Annotated in this window: 16 protein-coding genes; 6 read left to right on the top strand and 10 right to left on the bottom strand. The window is 73.7% G+C overall.

From position 1 onward, the window contains the following. Window positions 1–114: 114 nt before the first annotated feature. From QP089_RS26550 to QP089_RS26525, 6 genes are all read right to left on the bottom strand, one after another. On the bottom strand, window positions 115–2,163 hold the full coding sequence (locus QP089_RS26550; RefSeq protein ID WP_285914892.1) for a SpoIIE family protein phosphatase: 2,049 nt from the start codon (window positions 2,161–2,163) through the stop codon (window positions 115–117). A gap of 69 nt (window positions 2,164–2,232) precedes the next feature. After that, on the bottom strand, window positions 2,233–2,889 hold the full coding sequence (locus QP089_RS26545) for a GntR family transcriptional regulator (protein ID WP_285914890.1): 657 nt from the start codon (window positions 2,887–2,889) through the stop codon (window positions 2,233–2,235). Between the two features lie 132 nt (window positions 2,890–3,021). Next, window positions 3,022–3,852 (bottom strand): ABC transporter ATP-binding protein, encoded by an 831-nt coding sequence (locus QP089_RS26540; RefSeq protein WP_285914888.1) that lies wholly within the window; start codon window positions 3,850–3,852, stop codon window positions 3,022–3,024. 1 nt (window position 3,853) lies between these two features. After that, complete coding sequence (locus QP089_RS26535) at window positions 3,854–4,627, bottom strand: ABC transporter permease (RefSeq protein ID WP_285915000.1); 774 nt, start codon at window positions 4,625–4,627, stop codon at window positions 3,854–3,856. Between the two features lie 5 nt (window positions 4,628–4,632). Continuing rightward, window positions 4,633–5,463 carry an ABC transporter permease gene (locus QP089_RS26530; protein WP_285914887.1) on the bottom strand — a complete coding sequence of 277 codons (831 nt, stop codon included), beginning with the start codon at window positions 5,461–5,463 and terminating at the stop codon, window positions 4,633–4,635. Then, window positions 5,460–6,416: an ABC transporter substrate-binding protein gene (locus tag QP089_RS26525; protein ID WP_285914885.1), complete on the bottom strand. Its 957-nt coding sequence runs from the start codon at window positions 6,414–6,416 to the stop codon at window positions 5,460–5,462. Before QP089_RS26525 ends, QP089_RS26530 begins: the two co-directional genes overlap by 4 nt. Window positions 6,417–6,736: 320 nt before the next feature. On the opposite strand from QP089_RS26525, the gene QP089_RS26520 reads away from it, so the two are divergent. Both QP089_RS26520 and QP089_RS26515 read left to right on the top strand, forming a co-directional pair. Then, window positions 6,737–8,548 (top strand): tannase/feruloyl esterase family alpha/beta hydrolase, encoded by a 1,812-nt coding sequence (locus QP089_RS26520; protein WP_285914883.1) that lies wholly within the window; start codon window positions 6,737–6,739, stop codon window positions 8,546–8,548. A 178-nt stretch (window positions 8,549–8,726) separates the two neighbouring features. Continuing rightward, on the top strand, window positions 8,727–9,521 hold the full coding sequence (locus QP089_RS26515; protein WP_285914881.1) for an SAM-dependent methyltransferase: 795 nt from the start codon (window positions 8,727–8,729) through the stop codon (window positions 9,519–9,521). A 14-nt stretch (window positions 9,522–9,535) separates the two neighbouring features. Here QP089_RS26515 and speB read toward each other — a convergent pair whose 3' ends face one another. Together speB and QP089_RS26505 are read right to left on the bottom strand one after the other, a co-directional pair. Beyond that, on the bottom strand, window positions 9,536–10,561 hold the full coding sequence (speB, locus tag QP089_RS26510; RefSeq protein WP_285914879.1) for an agmatinase: 1,026 nt from the start codon (window positions 10,559–10,561) through the stop codon (window positions 9,536–9,538). An 86-nt stretch (window positions 10,562–10,647) separates the two neighbouring features. After that, window positions 10,648–11,568: an SDR family oxidoreductase gene (locus QP089_RS26505; protein WP_285914878.1), complete on the bottom strand. Its 921-nt coding sequence runs from the start codon at window positions 11,566–11,568 to the stop codon at window positions 10,648–10,650. Between the two features lie 187 nt (window positions 11,569–11,755). Here QP089_RS26505 and QP089_RS26500 point away from each other — a divergent pair, with 187 nt between their 5' ends. After that, a complete protein-coding gene (locus tag QP089_RS26500; RefSeq protein WP_285914877.1) occupies window positions 11,756–12,469 on the top strand; it encodes a TetR/AcrR family transcriptional regulator in 714 nt (237 codons plus the stop codon). Between the two features lie 101 nt (window positions 12,470–12,570). Next, on the top strand, window positions 12,571–12,975 hold the full coding sequence (locus QP089_RS26495) for a hypothetical protein (protein ID WP_285914876.1): 405 nt from the start codon (window positions 12,571–12,573) through the stop codon (window positions 12,973–12,975). A gap of 107 nt (window positions 12,976–13,082) precedes the next feature. On the opposite strand, the gene QP089_RS26490 is transcribed toward QP089_RS26495, so the two are convergent. Beyond that, the gene (locus QP089_RS26490; protein WP_285914874.1) at window positions 13,083–13,799 is read right to left on the bottom strand and encodes a response regulator; all 717 of its coding nucleotides are present in this window, start codon (window positions 13,797–13,799) and stop codon (window positions 13,083–13,085) included. Continuing rightward, window positions 13,796–15,064, bottom strand: coding sequence for a sensor histidine kinase (locus QP089_RS26485; protein ID WP_285914872.1), 1,269 nt, complete (start codon window positions 15,062–15,064; stop codon window positions 13,796–13,798). The genes QP089_RS26490 and QP089_RS26485 overlap by 4 nt, the downstream gene beginning before the upstream one ends. A gap of 225 nt (window positions 15,065–15,289) precedes the next feature. Here QP089_RS26485 and QP089_RS26480 point away from each other — a divergent pair, with 225 nt between their 5' ends. Both QP089_RS26480 and QP089_RS26475 read left to right on the top strand, forming a co-directional pair. Next, window positions 15,290–15,982, top strand: a complete 693-nt coding sequence (locus tag QP089_RS26480) for an ABC transporter ATP-binding protein (RefSeq protein ID WP_285914870.1) — start codon at window positions 15,290–15,292, stop codon at window positions 15,980–15,982. Continuing rightward, a complete protein-coding gene (locus QP089_RS26475; RefSeq protein WP_285914868.1) occupies window positions 15,979–18,378 on the top strand; it encodes an ABC transporter permease in 2,400 nt (799 codons plus the stop codon). The genes QP089_RS26480 and QP089_RS26475 overlap by 4 nt, the downstream gene beginning before the upstream one ends. The last annotated feature ends 12 nt before the right edge of the window (window positions 18,379–18,390 follow it).

The following is an 18,390-nucleotide window of genomic DNA, read 5'->3' as shown; positions in this document are numbered from 1 at the left end:
CTTCCGGTTACCCGCGGGTAGCTCCATGTCGCTGACATCGCAGGCTCGGCGGCTCGAGTTGTGGGAATCGTGCAAAAGCCCGTCGGCCGGAGCGGCCGCGGCGGCCGGGCGCGGCTAGCCGCCGGCCGCCGGGACGCGGAGGGCGATCAAGGCGAGGTCGTCGATGCCGGCGGTCGGCAGGCCGGTGAGCAGGCCGTCGCAGAAGGCCGGCAGGGGGCGGCGTGCGAGCCGGCCCGCCTGGTCGCAGAGCCGGTGAAGGCCCGCGGTCAGGTTCTCGCCGGGCCGCTCGACCAGGCCGTCGGTGTAGAGCACGAGCGTGGAGCCGGGCCGCAGCGGCAGGGCCGCGCTCTCGTAGGGCCCGTCGTAGAGCAGGCCGAGGCCGAGGAGGGGGTTGGCGGCGTCCTCCAGCAGGCGGCAGCGGCCGTCCGGGCCGACCAGCAGCGGCGGCGGGTGGCCGGCCGCCGCGTAGTCGAGCCGCAGCTCGCCCGTCCCGGTCTCCTGGACGCGGGCCAGGGCGCAGGTCGCCGAGCCGTCCGGGATCAGGGTCTCCATCGCGATGTTCAGCCGCCGCAGGATCTGCCCGGGCGGCTCGCGGCGGTCGACGACCAGGGCCCGCAGGATGTTGCGGAGCTGGCTCATCGCCACCGCGGCGGCCAGGTCGTGCCCGGTGGCGTCCCCGATGGCCAGCACGGCGGCGCCGTCCGGCAGCACGAACGAGTCGTACCAGTCGCCGCCCACCTCGGCGGTCGCGGGGCTGGCCCGGTACCGCGCGGCGATCTCCAGGCCCGGGACCTCGGGCGGCTCGGCGAGCAGGCCGTGCTGCAGGGCCAGGGCCACCCGCTGGGTGCGCTGGTACTCGATCGCGCTGCTCAGCGCGTCGTGGGCGTGGTCGAACATCTGCCGCATGAGGTCGACGTCGTCCCGGCTCAGCGGCTGGCGGTCCCCGCAGACGGCGGCGGTCACCACGGCGGCCACGGCCCCGTCCACGGTCACCGGCAGCACCACCACGCTGTTGGCGTTCGCCGCGGCCAGCCAGGCCGCCGTGCCCTCGGGCAGCATGTCCGCCGGCGGCTCGCCCGGCGCGAACGTGTGGTGCAGCGGACGGCCGCGCTGCACGGTCCGGGCGAACCCGCTGTCGGCGGCGTACCACTCCTGGCCGAACGGGGGCTGGCGCGGCAGGCCCGGCCGCGCGGCCGTGGCGACGCGCTCGGTGAGCAGCGGGGCGTCGTCGGGGCGGTCGACGTAGTCCGGCAGCAGGTGCACGCCGCAGCCGTCGGCGATCGCCGGCACGATCACGTCCGCCACCGCGCCGAGCATCTCCCGCGGCCCGGCGTGCTCGGCGGTCGCGGCGGCGGTGCGGTCCAGCAGCCGCCGGCGGCGGTCGCGGCGCCACCGCTGCTCGATGTCGGCGCAGGTCCCGACCCATTCGACCACGTCGCCGTTCTCGTACACCGGGGCCGCGTTGACCTCGAAGTGCCGGTAGGCGCCGCCGACCGTCCGCAGCCGGTAGACGTACCGCCAGGGACGGGCCTGCGAGATCGCCCGCTTCCACGACCGCACGGCCGGCTCGCGGTCCTCGGGGTGCAGCGCCCGCGCCCAGCCCATCCCGCGGAACCCCTCCCAGGTCTGACCGGTGACCCGCTCCCAGCCCGGGCTCGGTTCGAGGGGCTCGCCCGCCGTGTTCGTCACCCACACGATCTCGGCGCTCACCCGGACGAGGCTCTGGAACCGGCGCAGGACGCGGCGCTGCTCCTCGGCGCTGTCGCCGGCCCGCCGGATCGCGGTGACGTGCTCGGTGACGTCCACGGCCACCGACAGCACCGCCGGGTCCGTCCCGGGCGCCCGGGACAGGCTGAAGGAGAAGAAGCGCTCCTCGTACCCGCTGCCGGGGAAGAACAGGCTCACCGGGGCCTCGGCGAGGGTGACCGGCTCCCCGGTCTCCAGCACGCGGTCGAGGAGGTCGAAGTAGCCGCGCTGCACGAGGTCGCGGAACGCCCAGCGGACCTGCTGCCCGACCGGGCGCTCGCCGAAGATCTCGCGGAAGGCGTCGTTGGTGTAGGCGAGGCGGTGCTCCGGCCCGGTGATCAGGGCGACCGCGACCGGCGCCCGGTCGAACGCCTCCAGCGCCGGCCCGCCGAGCCCCTCCCCCCGGTCGCCGGGCAAGGCGCCTCCCCCAAGTCGCCGTCCGGGCCGCTAGCGGCTCCCCCTCACCTCAACATACATCGCGGCTGGTCAGATGCTTTTGAGGGCGTCGATCACGCTGAGCAGGTGGCGGCGGGCCGCGCGTTCGGCGGCGTCCGGGGCGCGGGCGCAGATCTCGTCGATGATCGCCAGGTGCTCGGCCACGGACACGCCGGGGCGGCCGGGGACCAGCGCCAGCTGGAACTGGTGCCGGACGTTCTGGGCGCGCAGCCGCCGCAGCACCCCGGCCGCGGTCCGCTGGCCGCTGATCTCGACGATGCGCAGGTGCAGCGCCCTGTTCAGCTCCGAGTACTCCAGGACGTGGCCGCGCGCCACCGCGGCGCGCATCGCCTCGCCGAGGCCGCGCAGCTCGGCGGTCTCGGCGTCGGTGACGCGCTCGGCGGCCTTGGCGGCGCACAGCCCCTCGACCACCATGCGGATCTCGGAGATCTCGATCGCCTCCGCCACGGTCACCGCGCGGACCCGGGCGCCGCGGTTCTGCACGCGCTCGACCAGGCCCTCGTTGGTCAGCTCGAACAGCGCGGCGCGCACGCTGCTGCGGCCGACGCCGAACATGTCCGACAGGTCGGCCTCGACCAGCCGCTGGTTGGGGGCGAAGTCGCCCCGGACGATGGCCTCGCGGATCGCGCCGGCGACGTCGGGGCGTCCGGCCCCCGGGGCGTCCGTGGTCTGCTCGTGCGCTGCCATGCTTCCTCACTCGCGGGCTCCGCCGGGCCCGCGCCCGGCGCGTCGCCGCGTGGATCGTCGCGGGATCCGGCGATCGATTCTAGAGCGCGCGGCCCCTCCCGGCCCGCGCCCGCGGGCGGGCGCCCCGCGGCCTCACTCCGCCGGCCGGTACCCGTCCTTGGCCTGCTGGACGAGCTTGTAGATGCGCGTCCGCAGCTCGGCGAAGCGGGGGTCGGACCGGGTGGTGAGCTGGTCGCGCTCGCCGGGCAGGTCGATGGCGACCTCCTCCAGGACGACGGTCGGGGAGTTCGACAGGACGATGACGCGCTCGCCGAGGTAGACCGACTCGTCGATGTCGTGCGTGACGAACAGGACGGTCACCCCGAGGCGCTTCCACAGGGAGCGGACGAGGTCCTCCAGGTCGGCGCGGGTCTGCGCGTCCACCGCGGCGAACGGCTCGTCCATCAGCAGGATGTGCGGCTCGTAGGCGACCGCGCGGGCGATCGCCACGCGCTGCTGCATCCCGCCCGACAGCTGCCAGGGGTGGGCGTCGTGGACCTTGGCGAGGCCGACGGCCTCCAGCGCGTCGTCCACGAGCCGCCGCCGCTCGGCCTTCGCGATCCGCTTCTCCTTCAGCGGGCGCTCGACGTTCTGCCGGACGGTCATCCAGGGGAACAGGCTGCGGCCGTACTCCTGGAAGACCACGGCCATCCCGGCGGGCGGCCCGGTGACCTTCTCGCCTTCGAGCACCACCTCCCCGGAGGTGCATCCCAGCAGGCCCGCGACGCAGCGCAGCAGCGTGGTCTTGCCCGCGCCGGACGGCCCGACGATGCAGACCATCTCGCCCGCGCCGACGGTGAACGTCAGGTCCCGGACGGCTTCGACGGCGCGTCCGCGGCCCTGGTACACCTTCCTCAGCCGCCGGACGTCCAGCAGCGCCGTGGAGGTCCCCGGGGTCCCGGCGCCGGTCGGTGCAGTGGTCATCTCAGCCCTCTCGCTGTGCCCGGCGCAGGCCGGTGTACCAGCTCAGCACCCGGGTCTCCACGATGTGGAAGGCGGCCGACAGCACGATGCCGATCAGGCCGAGCAGGATGATCCCGCTCCACATCTGCGGGATCGAGAAGCCGCGCTGGAACTGGATGATGGTGAAGCCGACGCCGTTGCTCGCGGCGAACATCTCGCTGATGACCATCAGGATGATCCCGATGGACAGCGCCTGCCGCGCGCCGGCGGTGATCTGCGGGCTGGCGCCGCGCAGCACGAGGTGGACGAGCCGCGAGTGCGGGCGCATCCGGTAGCAGCGGGCGGTGTCGCGCAGCACCTCGTCCAGCGCGCGGACGCCCTCGACGGTGTTCAGCAGGATCGGCCAGACGCAGCCGGAGACGATGACGAGGATCTTCATCCCGCTGCCGATGCCGGCGAACAGCATCAGGACCGGCACCAGCACCGGCGACGGGATCGCCCGGAAGAACTCCAGGACCGGTTCGAGCAGCGCCCGCAGCACCCGGACCGAGCCGATCGCGACGCCGAGGCCGACGCCGAGGACCAGGGCCAGCAGGTAGCCGGCGAGCAGCCGGCCCAGGCTGGGCAGCACGTCGGTGCCGAGCCGGCCGTGGAACCAGGTGTCGTCGAACGTGCCGAGGATCGTGCTGAGCGGCGGCCAGAAGAAGTCGGTGCTGTTCGCCGTCGCCAGCCACCAGGCCGCGACCAGCAGCACCGGCATGCCGAGCAGCAGCAGCGCCTTCCGCGCCGCGGTCAGGACCGTCACGAGACCACCTCCCGGCGGACGGAGGGATGCCAGCGCAGCGCCCGGCGCTCGACCGCCCGCACGACCACGTTCACCGCGACCCCGATCAGGCCGACCACGATGACCAGGGCGTACATCGACGCGACGGCGTTGGAGCTCTGCGCCACCGCGATCTGCTTGCCGAGCCCCGGCGACCCGATGACCAGCTCGCCGGTGATCTCCAGGATCAGCGCGACCGCGGCGGCGAGCCGGAACCCGGTCATGACGTAGGGCAGCGCGGTCGGCCACAGGACCGTGCGGACCTGCGTCAGCGCGCGGAACCGGTAGGAGCGCGCGGTCTCGCGGGCCACCGGATCGACGTCCCGCACCCCGTAGAGCACCTGCACGAGGACCTGCCAGAACGAGGCGTAGACGACCAGCAGGAGGGTGGAGCGCATCGTGGTGCCGTACAGCAGGACGGCCAGCGGGATCAGCGCCACCGACGGGATGGGGCGCAGGAACTCGATCGTCGACGACATCGCCGCCCGCACCAGCGGGAGGCCGCCGATCACGATGCCCAGCACCACGCCCGCGGTGGTCGCGATCGCGAGCCCGATCGCCCAGCCGCGCAGCGTCTCCAGCAGCGCGCGCCAGAACGCGCCCGTCCCGGCCTCGTCGGCCAGCGCGGAGACCATGTCGCTGAAGGGCGGCAGGAACCGCTTCTTCACCAGCCCCGCGCGGGGCACGGCCTCGACCAGCGCCATCACCCCGGCCAGGCCGGCCAGGCCGAGGAGCCAGGCGGGCACGGGGCGGTGACGGCGGCCGCCCCCGCCGTCCGCCACGGCGTCCGCCGTCACCGCCGCCGTCACGGCAGCAGGTCCTTGACGTCCGGGGCCTTCTTGATCAGGCCGTCCTGCACCGCGAGATTCTCCAGCGTCCGGAGTCCGGCCTGGTCGACCCGGGTCGGGAACTTCGGCAGCGTCAGCGCGCCCGCCACCGACGGGTCGATCTTGGTGTACGTGCCGAGGATCTTGCGCACCGCGTCGGGGTTCCGGTCGGCGTACTGCAGCGACTTCTGCATCGCCGCCGCGAACCGCTTGACCAGGTCGGGCTTGGACGCGGCCGTCTTCTGCGAGGTGAAGTACGCGGCGATGGTCAGGTTCGGCGCGGTGTCGACGTAGTTGGACGCGACGAGCCGCCCGCCGTTCTTCAGCGCGGTGGTGAGGAACGGCTCGACGACCTGGACCGCGTCCACGTTCCCCTTGTCGAGTGCGGCGAGCATGTCGGGAAAGGCCAGTTCGGTGAACTTCACGTTCTTGGCGTCGCCCCCGGCCTTGCGGATCGAGGCCCGGACGGTCGTGTCGTTGATGTTGTTCAGGGTGTTGACCGCGACGCGCTTGCCGACCAGGTCCTTGGCCGTCTTGATGGGGCTGCCGGACTTGACCACGACGCCGCCGAAGTCCTTCTTGTCGGCGCCGGTCGAGGCGTTGCCGGGCGCGACGGCCTTGAGCGGCAGGCCCTTGGACCGGGCGAGGATCAGCGAGGTGTAGTTGCTGAACCCGAAGTCGACCTGGCCGCTGACGACGGCCGGCACGATCGCCGCGCCACCCTGGGCCGTCTCGAACTGGAGCTTCAGCTTTTGCTCGGCGAAGAAGCCCTGCTGGGCACCGAGGTAGATGGGCGCCACGTCGACGATCGGGATGACGCTCACCTTCACCGTCGCGGGGCCCTTGTTCGAGGCGTTGGAGGAACCGCCGCCCCCGCCGCACGCTGCGAGGAGGAGTACGGAGGCGGCGGCCAGAGCCGCCCGGATTCTGTTCACGGTGCTTCTCCTGGGCGTCGGTCGGGTGGGTCCCCTCTGGCGTGACGGCGATGCTAAGGACCGCCACACAAGATTGTCAACGATTTGGCGACCAAAGTGCGGATCGATCCTGAGCGCTCGCCCACGTCACAGCAGGTCGGCTTGCTGCATGGCCAACCGCTCACTCCGAATCCGCACCTGCCCCTCGGCGGTATGTCCAGTCCTGTCTCCGAGATTGCTTGTCGGATTGTCACCATTTTTGTAGCATCCGGCTGCGGTTCAACCCGGCCGCGGCGGCGCCCCGCGGCGGCGGGGCCGCCCATCCGAGGAGGCGGTACGCCATGCAGGGGTTCTTCACTCGGGGCACGGTGTTCGGAGCGGGCGTCCTGAGACGCGCGCGCGGCCGGTTCCGGCCGATCGTCGGTTCGCTCGTCGCGGCGGTCCTGGTGGCCGCCGTGGTGTCGGCGCTGGGGGCCGGCGGCGCGTCCGCGCAGCCGCGGCACCAGCGGATCACGGCGGACGGGCTGGCGGACCTGCCCGCCGTCGAACCGGCGATGGACTGTGCCGACCTGGCGGGCCTCCGCCTGGGCGGCGTCACCGACGCGCCGGTCACGATCACGTCCGCGACAGTGTCGACCGCGGGCGCGCCGGCGCCGTACTGCGACGTCCGGGGCACCATCGCCCCGGCGGACACCATCGTCATGCGGCTGCCCGTGCACGGCTGGACGCAGCGCTACCTGCAGACCGGCTGCGGCGGCGAGTGCGGCAGCTCGAACATCGACTACACGCAGGCGGCGACGTGCGCGCCGGTCGCGGACGGCACCATCGCCAGCGCCACGACCGACATGGGCCACCAGGGCTCACCGGACGGGTCGTGGGCCGCGAACAACCGGCAGGCGCAGATCGACTTCGCCTACCGCAGCGTGCACGTGACCTCGCAGGCGGCCAAGGCGCTCATCAAGCGGTTCTACGGCCGCTCCCCCGCCTACTCCTACTTCGACGGCTGCTCCGACGGCGGGCGCGAGGCGCTGATGGAGGCGCAGCGCCACCCCGGCGACTTCGACGGCATCGCCGCCGGTGCACCCGCGAACGACATGGTCGTCCAGAACACCTTCCACCACGCGTGGAACGTCCTGACCAACCTTGACGGCGACGGGCGCTACATCCTGCTCGCCGGCAAGCTGCCGCTCGTCCACCGGGCCGTGCTGTCCGCCTGCGACGGGCTCGACGGTCTCAAGGACGGCCTGATCGGCGACCCGCGGCGCTGCGACTTCGACCCGTCCACGCTGCTGTGCAGGTCCGGGCAGGACCCGGCGACCTGCCTGACCAAGGCCGAGGCCGGTGTGGTCCGGCGGCTGCACGACGGCGCGGTGGACGAGCACGGCAGGCGGCTGGAGCCCGCGATCTCCCACGAATGGGGCTCCGAGCTCGAATGGACGCTGTTCGTCCCGTCCAGGCAGGGGCAGACCGTCGGCAGCCAGAACTTCGTGGAGTCCTTCGCAAGGTATCTCGGCTACACCGACCAGGTGAGACCCGACTGGAAACTGTCCGATCTGAAGCTCACCGTCGAGTCGTTCTGGAACACGGTGCAGTCGTCGAGCTACCTCGCCGCCATGGACCCCGACCTCGGCCGCTTCCAGCGCGGCGGCGGCAAGCTCCTGCTCTGGCACGGATGGAGCGACCAGCACATCTCGCCGCAGAGCACGCTCGCCTACTACGACGCCATGCAGAAGAGCATGGGCCGCAAGGCCGTCGACGACTTCGCCAGGCTCTACCTCTTCCCCGGCGTCGCGCACTGCGGCGGCGGTGAGGGACCCGACACCTTCGACGTCCTCACGCCCGTGATGGCCTGGACGGAGAGCGGCCGACGCCCCGGGAGGATCGTCGCGTCGAAGGTGGCGGGCGGCACCGTGACCCGCACCCGTCCCGTCTACCCGTATCCGCAGGTCGCGCGCTACGACGGCACGGGCAGCACCGACGACGCGTCGAACTTCGGCGCCGCCACGCCCCGCCGCGAGCCGCGGACCGACTACCGCTGGCTGGGCGAGCGGCTGTACTCCGGCGACTACCAGACATGGTGCCGGGCGGACGGCACACGCCTGGCCTGCCGCCCGGAGCAGACCTGGCTGACGCGCAAGGCGACCCGAGCCTGACCTCGGCATCGCGGCGGACGACGCGCCGTTCCCCTCGCCGAACCGGGGAACGGCGCGCGCGGCGTCGCCAAAGGCCGGTTCAGGCCGGAAATCGATTCGATGCGGCGGCGAATCGCGCGCCCCGCCCATCGCGGCTAGTTTTACCGGGAAAGCCCGACCGCGAATTGGGGAGTGTGCCGTGGCCGAAGAGGCGGGCAGCATCATCGACACGTCCGTGCCGCATTCCGCGCGTATCTGGAACTACTGGCTCGGCGGCAAGGACAACTATCCCGTCGACCGGGAGGCCGGCGACCAGTATCTGCAGGTCTACCCGGGAATCGCGGACGTCGCGCGGGCCGGCCGCAACTTCCTCGCCCGCGCCGTCCGCTACCTGGCGGGCGAGCAGGGGATCCGGCAGTTCCTCGACGTCGGCACGGGACTGCCGACCGTCGACAACACCCACGAGGTCGCCCAGCGCGTCGCGCCGGAGGCGCACATCGTCTACGTCGACAACGACCCGCTCGTCCTGTCGCACGCGCACGCCCTGCTCACGAGCCGTCCCGAGGGCGAGACCAGCTACATCGAGGCCGACATGCGCGACCCGGAGCAGGTGCTGCGCGCGGCGCGGGACAAGCTCGACTTCGACCGGCCGATCGCGGTGATGCTCATGGGCGTGCTCGGCCATATCGACTCCTACGACGACGTCCTGCACATCATCCGGACGTTGACCGGCGGCCTCTCTTCCGGCAGCTTCCTCGCCCTTTATGACGACACCGACACCGACGAGGCGCACAACAAGGCGCAGCAGGAGTACGACGACACCGGCGCCGTCCCCTACCGGCTCCGCCCGCCCGAGCAGATCATCGGCTATTTCGACGGACTGGAGCTGGTCGAGCCCGGAGTGGTGGCCTGCGAGAAATGGCGTCCGGAGCCGAATCCGTTCGGTGACACGCCGAACACGTCCACGCTCTGCGGCGTCGCGCGAAAGCCCTGACCGGCATTACCGCTTTACCGGCCGTCCAGAAGGGGGCGCCGGGGATCCCAGGCGGTGCCGTCGCGGGCGTCGCGGCGGCGGCGGGCGATGCCCGACAGCGCCTCCAGGACGACGCGGTTGGCCAGCGCCGAGGTGATGTCGGCGTGGTCGTAGGGCGGTGACACCTCGACCACGTCGACGCCGGCGACCGGGAGCTCGTAGGCGACGCGCCGCACCGCGTCGAGGAGCTGGCGGGCGGTGAGGCCTCCGGGTTCGGGGGTTCCGGTGCCGGGGGCGTGCCCGGGGTCGCAGACGTCGATGTCGACCGACAGGAACACCCCGTCGCAGGCGTCGGTGGCGATCGCGAACGCCTCGGTGAGGCATTCGTCCAGCCCGCGCGCGACGATCTCGGTCATCTCGTAGGAGCGCATGCCCTGCCCGGCCATCCACGCCAGCGTCTCCGGGCCCGGCCAGTAGCCGCGCAGGCCGAGCTGCAGGAACCGGTCGCCGCGCACCGCCCCGGACTCGATCAGCCGGCGCATCGGCTGCCCGTGCCCGACCAGCGAGCCGAACGCGACGTCGCCGGTGTCGGCGTGCGCGTCGAAGTGGACCATCGAGACGCGGCCCTGCCCGAGGTGCCGCGCCACCCCGGCCGCGTCGGGCCAGGCGATGGTGTGGTCGCCGCCGAGGACCAGCGGGATCGCCCCGTTGCGGGTGACGGTGAACACCGCCTCCTCCAGGTCGCGGACGGAGCGCTCGGCGTCGCCGGAGTACATCTCGACGTCCCCGGCGTCGTAGACGGTGAGGTCGCCGCGCAGGCCGTCCACGCGCAGCGCCAGCGACGGCCGCGACCCGTCCTGCGGCAGGTAGCAGCTCTGCCGGATGTACTGCGGGCCGAACCGGGTGCCGGGCCGGTGCGAGGTGCCGCCGTCGAACGGGGCGCCGAGGACGACCACGTCGGCGTCGGCGTAGGTCGCGGGGTCCGACCAGGTGCAGCGCGGCACTCCGAGAAAGGTGATGTCGGGGCCGAACTGCGGTCCGTACCGTTCCTGCGGGGTCATCCGCGTCCTCCCTGGCGCGACGGCGGTGCCCGGTTCTCCTTCCCCGTCCGGGACGGGCCGTCACCTGGGCGCGCGGAGCGGCCCGATCATGCCTCGGGTTCGGGGGTGACGCCGTCCGGCATGACGTTCGGGCGGGCCTTCTCCACCAGGGCGGGGATGACGTCGTCCAGCTCGTGGGGGTCCCAGCGGGCGCCCTTGTCGACCACCGGCCCGGCCCGCCAGCCCTCGGCGACGCTGATCCGCCCGCCCCGCACGTTGAACACCCGGCCGGTGATCCCGCGCGCGCCCGGGCTCGCCAGCCACACCACCAGCGGCGCGATGTTGGACGGGTCCGCGGGGTCGAAGCCCTCGCTCGGGCGCTCGCGTCCGGGCATCAGGTTCTCGGTCATCCGGGTCAGCGCGGCGGGCGCCACCGCGTTCACCGTCACGCCGTAGCGCCGCAGCTCGCGGGCCGCGATCACGGTCAGCGAGGCGATCCCGGCCTTGGCCGCGCCGTAGTTGCCCTGCCCGGCGTTGCCGTAGATGCCGGACGAGGAGCTGGTGTTGATGACGCGGGCGTCCACCTCGTGCCCGGCCTTGTGGCGTTCCCGCCAGTACGCGGCGGCATGCCGCAGCGGCGCGAACGTGCCGCGCAGGTGGACGTTGACGACCGCGTCCCATTCCTCGGCGGACATGTTGACCAGCATCCGGTCGCGGAGGATCCCGGCGTTGTTGACCAGCACGTGCAGGTCGCCGAACCGCTCGACGGTCGAGGCGACCAGCCGGCGGGCGCCCTCGAAGTCGGACACGTCGGTGCCGTCGGCGACGGCCTCCCCGCCCATCGCGCGGATCTCGTCGACGACCTCGCCCGCCGGGCCGTCGGACGAGCCGGTGCCGTCCACCTGCGCGCCGAGGTCGTTGACGACCACGCGGGCGCCGTGCCGGGCGAACTCCAGCGCGTGCTCGCGGCCGATGCCGCGGGCCGCCCCGGTGACGATGACCACCCGTCCGTCGGCGATTCCGGTCATGGTCGCTCCCTTCCGGCCCGGCGGACCGGGCGTCCGGTTCCGGCGCGCGCGGGACTAGAGTCAATTTCTAGAATTAGTTTTCAAAACGATGCGACGGGATCACCCGGTTGTCAATGGCCCGGCACCCGCCGGACCGGACGGACGGGGGCACCGGCGCCGCAGGTCCCGATGGGATAGCTTTCCAACGGTGGAGACCGCTGGAGTGTCCCTCGGCGGGGCGCGGCGGCCCGGCGGGGACGACGGCACGCACGCCGCCGCCGACGACGCGGCGCACGCCGGTGACGCGGCCTCGTTCCGCGGGCGGCTGCTGGCGGGGCTGGCCGACTCGATCCGCGAGCGCGGCTTCCGCGAGACCACCGTCTCCGACATCGTCCGCCACGCCCGCACGTCCCGGCGCACCTTCTACGAGGAGTTCCCCTCCAAGGATGCCTGCTTCGTCGAGCTGCTCCAGGTGACCAACCGGATGCTGCGCCGCCGCGTCACCGAGGCGATCGACCCGGCCGCCCCGTGGGAGACGCAGATCCGCCAGGGCGTCGAGGCGTACGTGGAGATGGTCGCCTCCGAGCCGGAGATCACGCTGAGCTGGATCCGCGAGCTGCAGGCGCTCGGCGCCGGCACCGCCCGGCGCATGCAGCGCGAGGCGGTCGACGCGCTCTTCCGGCTGCTGCGGGACGTGACCGGGAACGCCGAGATGGTCCGGGCCGGGGCCCGCCCGATGACCCGCCCGTTCGCGCTGATGCTGATCGGCGGGCTCCGCGAGCTCACCGCCACCCTCGTCGAGGACGGCGCGGACGTCCGCGACATGACCGAGGTCGCGGTCGAGGCGACCGTCGCGCTGTTCCGCCCGGTGCCGGGAAACGGCCGCGGGCCGGCGCCGAATTTCCCTTCTCCGGCACGGTAGGCGCGCGTTCCGCACCGTGGTACCGTCCCGTACCACATCACCTCCGTGCCCTTCGGCACGCGGTGCCGCCATGCCGAGAGCATCGTCCAGAAGAGCGCGCGATGACCGACATTGACGAGGACGACTTCACCGAGCACGCCGTCCACCTGGAATACACATGGCGGACCTGGCGGTACATGCTCACCGGCACCGCGGTGCCCGCGCTGCTGTGCGTCAGCGCGAACGGCATCCTGCGGCTCGGCAGCTTCGTCGACCACGCGGCCGCCGAGCGCGTGTTCTGGGACGTGGTCACGCTGGCCATCCAGGACGCCGGCGACCACCTGGCGGACATGCGGGTCAACCGCACCCGGGCGGCGGTCGTCCTGGAGGGCCCGCCGGACGGCCGCGCGCACCTGGCGGTCCGCTCGGCGTCGGGGTTCCACCTCGCGCACTGCTACGACACTTCCTACGACGCGCTCGACGCGTGGGCGCAGATGGCGAGCGAACTGGCGCTCCGGCCCTGCTGACCATTCGGGCCGATGATCTTTCCGCAATTGCGGAAGATCACCTTCGGCCGCGCCGGAATACGGAGATCGATCCGGTGAATTCACCGGGCCGGGAAATTCCGTGCGGGTCAGGTGCGGGAATCGCCGCTTCCCGATGAGCCCCGGCCCGCGGAGACCAGCCCGGTCTCGTAGGCCAGCACGACGGCCTGGACGCGGTCGCGCAGGTTCAGCTTGGACAGGATGCGCGCGACGTGCGTCTTGACGGTCGCCGCGCTCAGCGTGAGCCGCTCGGCGAGCTCGGCGTTCGACAGCCCGGTGGCGAGCAGGCTCAGCACCTCCAGCTCCCGCGGCGTCAGCTGGGACAGGTCGCGGTGCACCGCGGGCCCGGGCGCGGCGCCGGCCTCCTCGCGGGGCGCGAACCGCTCGATGAGGCGGCGGGTGATGGCGGGGGCGAGCAGCGCGTCTCCCGCCTGGACGAGCCGGACCGACGCGGTGAGCTGCTCCGGCGTCACGTCCTTGAGCAGGAAGCCGCTGGCGCCCGCGGTGAGCGCCGCGTAGACGTAGTGGTCCAGGTCGTAGGTGGTGAGGATGAGCACGCGGGTGCCGCCGCCGGCCGCGGTGATCTGCCGGGTCGCCTCGATCCCGTTCGTCTCCGGCATCCGGACGTCCATCAGCACGACGTCGGGGCGCGTGCGGCGGACGGCGGCGACCGCGTCCGCACCGTCGGCGGCCTCGGCGACGACCTCGATGCCGTCGGCCGCGAGGATCATCCGGAAGCCGGTCCGGACGAGCGCCTGGTCGTCGGCGATCACCACCCGCAGGCCGGTCGCGTCCGCTCCGCTCATGCGGTCCTCCAGGGGATGCGGGCCGTGACGCGGAAGCCGCCGGCCAGGGTGGCGCCGGACTCCAGCGTCCCGCCGTAGACCGCGAGCCGCTCGCGCAGGTTGATCAGGCCGCGGCCGTGGCCCGTCCGCGCGCCCGCCCCGCCGTCGCCGGGCCCGCCGCCGGTGTCGGTGACCTCGATCCGCAGGTCGCCGCCGTCGCAGCGGACCGCCACCGCGGCCGACGCGCCCGACGCGTGCTTCATCGTGTTCGTCAGCGCCTCCTGGACGACCCGGTAGGCGGTGAGGTCGATGCCGGGCGGCAGGGGTCCGGGCGGCGGGGCGATGTCGGCGGTGACGCGCAGCCCGGTGGCGCGGACGCGGTCGATCAGCGGGCCGAGCCGGTCCAGGCCCGGCTGCGGGACCGGCACGCCGGCCTCCTCCTCGCCGGACGGCGCCAGCAGTCCCATGACGTGCCGCAGCTCGGCCATCGCGGCGCGCCCGCTCGCCTCGACGTCCAGCATCGCCTTCTTCGACAGTTCGGGGTCGGCGTCGACGACCTTGCGGGCCGCGCCGGTCTGGATCACCATGACGCTCACGTTGTGGGTCACCACGTCGTGCAGTTCGGCCGCGATCCGGGCGCGCTCCACCTCGACGGCGCGCCGCGTCGCCTCGTCCCGCTCCCGCTCGATCTCGGTGATCCGGCGCCGCCACGACCGCACGGACGTCGCCAGCACCCCGGCGGCGAGCAGCACGAAGAACGGCGCGGACCAGTCCGGCAGCGAAACCGAGGTGCCCCGGTAGAGGAGGCCGGCGAGGACGGCGGCGGCCCCGAGGCTCGCGACGGCCTGCGTACGGTAGCGGGTGTAGGCGATGGCGCTGAAGCCGCCGATCAGGCAGGCCAGCACCGTCGCCCAGGTCATGCCGTGGCGCAGCGCCCAGGCCGCCAGCAGCACCACCCAGAACGTGCTGAGCGGGTACACGCGCCGGAGGGCCAGCGGCAGCACCGACAGGACGGTCAGGCTCCAGGACGGATGGCCCGCGCCGGGCCTCGCGTCGAAGCCGTCGGGCGGGACGGGCGGGGCGGGCGGGGCCTCCGGACCGAAGTCGATCTTCTGGGGATGGTCGCCGCCCGTCTTCGCCGCCACGAGCAGCGCCACCGCGGTCAGGGCGAGGGCGAACGCCGCGTCCCTGGCGAGGGCGCGGCGCGAGGGCGGCTCCTCCGCCGGCTCGGGCCGGAGGAGCCCGCGCAGCCCCCCGCGCCAGTCGCGCGGTCTCTCCACCTGCATGCCCCACATTGTGTCCCCCGCCGCGCCGGCCCGGTATCGGCTGAGCGGGCGGGGTCCTCGCCCGTGCGGCGTACATCGCGAGGATGACGCCCGGCGGGGTCGGCCGCACGGGGTACGGAATGTCGGTGCGGCGGCGGACGCCCCGGACGCCCCGCCGCCCATAGCTTCACGTCCGCTGACACCGGGCGGCCCGCAGGCCGCCCGCACGCGGAGGGCGGGAGCCTCATGGGACATGTGATCGAACTGGACGCCGCGACGAAGGACTACGGCGGCGCGGGGGCGCCGGCGCTCGGGCCGGTGTCGATGGCCGTCGAGGAGGGCGAGGCGCTGGCGGTCGTCGGGCCGTCGGGCAGCGGGAAGTCGACGCTGCTGAACCTGGTCGCCGGGCTGGACCGGCCGTCGTCGGGGACGGTGACGGTGGACGGGCGGCGCGTCGACCGGCTCGGCGAGGCGGCGCTCGCCCGGTTCCGGCGCGAGCGGATCGGGTTCGTGTTCCAGTTCTTCAACCTGCTCGACGACCTCACCGTCGCCGACAACGTCCGGCTGCCCGCGCAACTGGCGGGGACGCCGCGCCGCAAGGCCGCGGACCGCGCCGACGAGCTGCTCGGGATGCTCGGCATCCACGCGCACGCGGACGCCTATCCGGGGCGGCTGTCGGGCGGCGAACGGCAGCGCGTCGCGGTCGCGCGGGCGCTGGTGAACCGGCCGGCGCTGCTGCTGGCCGACGAGCCGACGGGCGCGCTGGACACCGCGTCCGGCCACGAGGTGCGCGAGCTGCTCGCCGAGGTGCACCGGGGCGGGCAGACGATCGTCCTGGTCACCCACGACATGACGCTGGCGCGGTCGCTGGCGACCCGGACGGTCGTGCTGGTCGACGGCGCGATCGCGGCCGACGACCGGGCGGGGGTCACCCGATGAGCGCGCTGGGCCGGGTGGTGCGATCGGGCGTCGGGCGGCGGCGCGTCCAGACGCTGGTGGTCGCGCTCGCCACGCTGATGTCGGTGGCGTCGGCGGTCGTCGCCGGCTCGCTGGTCGTCGCGTCGTCGGCGCCGTTCGACCACGCGTTCGCGCGCGGGCACGGCGCGCACCTGACCGCGCAGATCGACGCGGGGAAGGCCACCGCGGCGCAGGCCGCTGCGACGGCGCACCTGCCGGGCGTCAGGGCGAGCGCCGGGCCGTTCCCGGTCGCGGTCGTCTCGCTCACGGCGCGGGGCGGGGAGCCCCTGCCCGAGCTGACCGTGGCCGGGCGCTCCTCCTCCGGCGGCCCGGTCGACCGGCTGGAGATCACGGCGGGCCGGTGGCCGTCCGGGCCGGACGAGATCGTGATGCCGGCGCAGGTCCCGCCCGACGCGGGCGTCGGGTCGACGCTGACCGCGCCGGGCGGGCGGACGCTGAAGGTCGTCGGGCAGGCCCGCTCGGTCACCGGCTCCGCCGACGCGTGGACGACACCGGCCGGGGTGGCCGCGCTCCGCTCGGCGAAGGCGCCCGCGACGACCCAGATGCTGTACCGGTTCTCTGGGTCGCCCGCGAAGTCCGCGCTGGCCGCCGACCGCGCGAAGGTGGCGGCGGCCCTGCCGAAGGGCGCGCTGGCCGGTACCCAGTCGTATCTGGACGCCAAGTACGTCGCCGACCGGGAGGCGGCCACGTTCGTGCCCTTCCTGATGGCGTTCGGCGCGCTGGGCCTCGGGATGTCGGTCATCGTCGTCGCGGGCGTGGTCGGCGGCATGGTCGGGGCGAACCTGCGCCGGATCGGGATCCTGAAGGCCATCGGCTGCACGCCCGCCGAGGTCGTCCGCGCCTATGTCGCGCAGGCGCTCGTCCCGGCCGCCGCGGGCACCCTGCTGGGCGTGGTGCTCGGGAACCTGATCGCGTACCCGCTGCTCGGCGACGTGCAGCAGGTGTACGGGACGACCGGCCTCTCGGTCGCCTGGTGGGTGGACGCGGCCGCCGCGGCGGGCGCGCTGCTGGTCGTGGCGGCCGCCGCTCTCGTCCCGGCGCTGCGGGCGGGACGGCTGCGGACCGCGGCGGCGATCGCGGTCGGCCGGGCGCCGGGCACGGGCCGCGGCCGGTGGGCGCAGCGGAGCGCCGGGCGGCTGCCGCTGCCGCGCGCGGTGACGCTCGGGCTGGCGACGCCGTTCGCGCGTCCCGTCCGGTCGGCGTCGATGCTGGCGGCCGTGGCGTTCGGGACCGCCGCCGCGACGTTCGCGATCGGCCTCGCGGCGTCGCTGAACACCATCGGCGCCGCCCGCGACCCCGCCGCGAACGCCGCCGTCAGCGTGATGGGAGGCGAACCCGCTTCGCAGGGACCGGGCCCGGCGCCCGCGCAGGCACCGCCACCGGGTCAGGGGCCGGGACAGGGGCCAGAGCAGGGGCCGGAGCAGGGGCCGCCTTCGGTGGACGGCGCGAAGGTGGCGGCCGCCATCTCCGCCCAGTCCGGCACGGCGTCGTTCTACGGGGTGCGCTCCGCGCAGGTGACCGTGGCGGGCGTCGTGGGGGCGGTCGAGACGCGCCTCTACCAGGGCGACCTCCGGACGGCCGCGTACGAGATCATCGCGGGGCACTGGATCACCGGCCCCGGCCAGGCCGTGGTGCCGACGCACTTCCTCGACGTGACCGGCCACCGCGTCGGCGACACGATCACCGTACTCGACCAGGGCGCCGCGGTGCGGCTGCGGATCGTGGGCGAGGCGTTCGACCTCGAGAACGACGGGATGCGCGTGCACACCGCCGCCTCCACGTTCTCCGGAATCGAGAAGCAGGGCGGGGCCGACGAGTATCTCGTGCGGCTGAAGCCGGGGGTCTCGACGGAGTCCTACCTCAGCGGGCTGAACCGCGCGCTCAAACCCCTCGGCACGCAGGCGACGGCGGCCGCCGACGACGTCAGCAGCACGATCATCGTCCTGGACACGCTGGCGGCGCTGCTGACGCTGATGCTGGTCACGGTCGCGGGGCTCGGCGTCCTCAACGCGGTGGTGCTGGACACCCGGGAACGGGTGCACGACCTGGGCGTCTGCAAGGCGATCGGGATGGCGCCGCGGCAGACGGTCGTCATGGTGCTCGCGTCGGTCGCCGGGCTGGGCGCCGTCGGCGGGCTCGCCGGCCTACCCGCGGGCATCGCCCTGCACCACCTGGTCATGCCGCTGATGGGGAACGCCGCGGGCACCCGGCTGACCCACGCCATGGTGTCGGTCTACGGCCTGCCGATGCTCGTCCCGCTGGCGCTCGGCGGCATCGCGATCGCGATGCTCGGCGCGCTGCTGCCGGCCGGCTGGGCCGCGAAGGCCCGCACCGCCACCGCCCTGCGCACCGAGTGACTCGTTGAGTTG

The sequence above is a fragment of the Actinomadura opuntiae genome (assembly GCF_030283205.1).
Taxonomy (GTDB): domain Bacteria; phylum Actinomycetota; class Actinomycetes; order Streptosporangiales; family Streptosporangiaceae; genus Spirillospora.
The sequence above is the reverse complement of the archived record's forward strand: the minus strand, read 5'-3'. Positions and strand labels throughout refer to the sequence as shown.